Origin of the sequence: Kitasatospora griseola, assembly GCF_014648555.1 — a bacterium.
GTDB lineage: Bacteria > Actinomycetota > Actinomycetes > Streptomycetales > Streptomycetaceae > Kitasatospora > Kitasatospora griseola.
In genome coordinates, this window is record NZ_BMRI01000020.1 from 88,391 (window position 1) to 91,503 (window position 3,113).

At 73.6% G+C, this 3,113-nt stretch carries 4 protein-coding genes; 1 reads left to right on the forward strand and 3 read right to left on the reverse strand.

Annotated elements, in window-relative coordinates; translation table 11 throughout:
* Positions 1-338: 338 nt before the first annotated feature.
* Positions 339-833, reverse strand: coding sequence for a GNAT family N-acetyltransferase (locus IEZ12_RS23860; protein ID WP_189274521.1), 495 nt, complete (start codon positions 831-833; stop codon positions 339-341).
* 98 nt (positions 834-931) lie between these two features.
* On the opposite strand from IEZ12_RS23860, the gene IEZ12_RS23865 reads away from it, so the two are divergent.
* Positions 932-1,675 (forward strand): dienelactone hydrolase family protein, encoded by a 744-nt coding sequence (locus IEZ12_RS23865; protein ID WP_189274523.1) that lies wholly within the window; start codon positions 932-934, stop codon positions 1,673-1,675.
* Here IEZ12_RS23865 and IEZ12_RS23870 read toward each other — a convergent pair.
* Both IEZ12_RS23870 and IEZ12_RS23875 read right to left on the reverse strand, forming a co-directional pair.
* Positions 1,670-1,837 (reverse strand): hypothetical protein, encoded by a 168-nt coding sequence (locus IEZ12_RS23870; protein ID WP_189274525.1) that lies wholly within the window; start codon positions 1,835-1,837, stop codon positions 1,670-1,672. The two genes, IEZ12_RS23865 and IEZ12_RS23870, sit on opposite strands and share 6 nt — an antisense overlap.
* A gap of 157 nt (positions 1,838-1,994) precedes the next feature.
* A complete protein-coding gene (locus tag IEZ12_RS23875; protein WP_189274527.1) occupies positions 1,995-3,020 on the reverse strand; it encodes a C40 family peptidase in 1,026 nt (341 codons plus the stop codon).
* Between the last annotated feature and the right edge of the window lie 93 nt (positions 3,021-3,113).

Consider the following 3,113-nt stretch of genomic DNA (forward strand, 5'->3'; position numbering starts at 1 on the left):
CGCTCTGGCCCGTTCGGGTGGCTTCCCGTTGCGCCGTCCGGATGCGGCCGAGCGGGTGCCGCATCCTGATCGCATCCGACCTGCCCCGTCCCACGGGTGGGCCGCCGACCGAGAACGAGGATCCCCGCATGTTCCAGAAGTCCCGCCCGCCGGCCATCCCCGCACCGCGCCGCCCGCTCGGTCCGGTCGGGGGCAGCGTGCGCCCGTCCGCCCGCACCCCGCAGCCGCGCACCCGCCACGAGCGGTGACGGCGCGGCCCCGCTGACCGGCCCGTCCCGGCCGACCGTCTCCCGCGGCCGGGCCGGGCCACCAACCCGCCGTTCAGGCAGCGGATCCGCTCACGGCTCGACCACCCAGTGGCGGGTCCGCAGCACCCGCCCCGCGAACTCCACCTCGCGCTCGCCGAGCAGCTCGAACCCGAGCGCACGGCAGATCCCGTTCGACGCCCCGTTCGAAGCCCCCGGGAAGGCGTGCACCCGGCCCCAGCGCCCGTCCGCGCCGGCCGCTTCGAGCACCTCGCGGACGGCCCGCTTGGCCAGCCCGCGCCCCTGGAACTCCGGCAGCACCATCCACCCGATCTCGGAGATCGGCGCGCCGTCCAGCTCGTGCGGCCACAGTGTCACCGTCCCCGCGACCGCCCCCGGCGCGGCCCCGTCCGGGACGATCATCCGGACCCACCAGTCGTCCGCCGCCGTCCGCTCCACATCGAGCCGGACCTTCTCCGCCATGCGGGCGACCGGCTGCGGCCCGCCCAACTCGGCCATCATCGCCGGGTCGCACCGCATCCGGACGTACGCCGCCACGTCGCCCGGCCCGACATCCCGCAACCGCATCCGCCCGCCCCTTCCACCCGGCCCGGGCCCGCTCGGCCCGCTCTGCCCGCAGCTAAGAACGTACCGAGCGGGTCCGGCGCTCCGTACAGTCCGGAGGCATGACAACGGTCACCACCCGCACGGTCCGCTACCCCGCCGACGGCCTGACCATGGTCGGCCACCTCGCGCTGCCCGCCGGCACCGGCCGCCGACCCGCCGTCCTGATCGGCCCCGAGGGCCCCGGCATCAGCGACTTCCAGCGCGGCCTGGCCGACGCCCTCGCCGAACTCGGCTACGTGGCACTGCTGTTCGACATCAACGGCGGCCGCTGGTTCACCGATCCGCAGGAGATGCTGGACCGCGCCCTCCCGTTGCTCGCCGACCCCGAGCGGATGCGGGAGATCGGCCGCGCCGCGCTCGACGTGCTGCGCGCCGAGCCGCGCACCGACCCCGACCGGATCGCCGCCATCGGCTACGGCACCGGCGGCGCCATCGCCCTCGAACTCGGCCGCGCCGGAGTCCCGCTGCGCGCCATCGGCACCCTCAACGCCGTCACCGTCGGCCGCCCCGGCGAGGCCGCGAACATCCCCTGCCCGGTCTGGGCCGGCGTCGGCTCCGAGGACCCGATCATGTCCGTCGCCCGGCGCGAGGAGTTCACCGCCGAACTGCAGGCCGCCGGCGTCGACTGGCGCCTGACTGTTTACGGCGGCGCCCGGCACGCCTTCCACCACCCCATCGGCGACGCCGTCGTCGTCCCCGGCGTCGGCCACCACCCCCGCCAGGCCGACCGCGCCTGGCGCGACATGCTCGCCCTGCTCGCCGAGTGCCTGCCCGTCACGGAGTCGGGCGATTCCGGCTCATGAGTGTTTGAGGAACCGCAGGTAGCACGCGAGGAACACCAGCACGATGCCGACGTTCAGCATCAGCCGGGGCCAGAAGTGGCCGCGGAAGAACGCGACGTCCAGTCCGACGATCAGACCCACCATCGCCAGCACGTAGAGCACGAGGCCCAGCTGTCTGCCCATGGCCCCTTTCTACTGCGCCCCGGCGGGAAGGGGAACCGGCCGGAAAGGGGAGCCCGGCTGCCGAGAGCCGTCCGGAGCCCGCCCGCCGGGAGCGCTGCCCGCAGAGAGCGCCGCCCGCCGGGAGCGCCGCCCGCCGGGGTTCGCGGTCGCGCGGCGGTCAGGGGCGGACGGCGCCCATGTACGGCATGACGTCCATGTCGACGATCTCGACGTTCTTGCCGGTGCGGGGGGCGTGCAGGAGCTTGCCGTTGCCGATGTAGATGCCGACGTGGTGCAGGTCGTTGTAGTAGAAGAGCAGGTCGCCGGGCTGGATGTCGGCCTTGGCGATGCGCTTTCCGGCGTTCCACTGGTCCTGGGAGACCCGGGGGAGGCCGACGCCGCCGGCCCGGAAGGCCATCTGGGTGAGGCCGGAGCAGTCGAAGGAGTTGGGGCCGGCGGCGCCCCACTTGTAGGGCTTGCCGAGTTGGGCGTAGGCGAAGTCCAGGATCGCCTTGACCTGGCCGGTGGCGGGGCCGGTGTAGGTCTGGCCGCGGGCCGAACTGCGGGACGCGGCCTGCTGATTGTCGCCGAGGACGCGGGCCCGGTCGGCGGCCTTGAGGCCGGCCAGGATCTGGCTGGCCTCGGCGAGCTTGCCCTGGACCTCGGTCTTCTTCGCCGACAGGGTGGTGCGGGCCTGCTCCAACTCGTCGAGCTTGGCGGCGGTTTCGGCCCGGTCCTGGTCGATGGACTGCTGCAGCCGCAGGGCGCTGCGCAGGGCGTCGGCCTGCTGTCCGCCGGCCAGCTCCTGGAAGCCGGCCTTCTGCAGGTACTCGTCGGGGGAACTGCTGAGCATCAGCTGCATGCTGGGGTCGATCCCGCCGCTGCGGTACTGCTCGGCGGCCAACGCGCCCAGGGAGTCCTGGAGTTGCAGGATCTTCGTCTGCTGGGCGGCCAGTCGTTCCTGCAACTTGCCGGCCTGGTCCTGGAGTTGGCCGGCCCGCTCGTTCACCTTGTTGTACTGCTCGGTGGCCGCCTCGGCGTCCTCGTACAGGTTGTCGACCTTCGCCTTGACCTGGTCGAGGCCGGCGGTGCCGGGCTCGGCCCAGGCCGATCCGGTGGGCAGCAGGACGGCTGCGCCGGCCGCCGCGCCGAGGACGGCGGTCCTGGTGCGTCCGGCGGGTCGGGGGCGGCGGTGTGTTCCCATCGCTGCGTCTTCTCCTCGGGTCGGGGCACCCGCCGTCCGGGCGAGAACTACGAGACAACTTAGTAGTTCAGTAGATCGACCGGCAAGCCACCC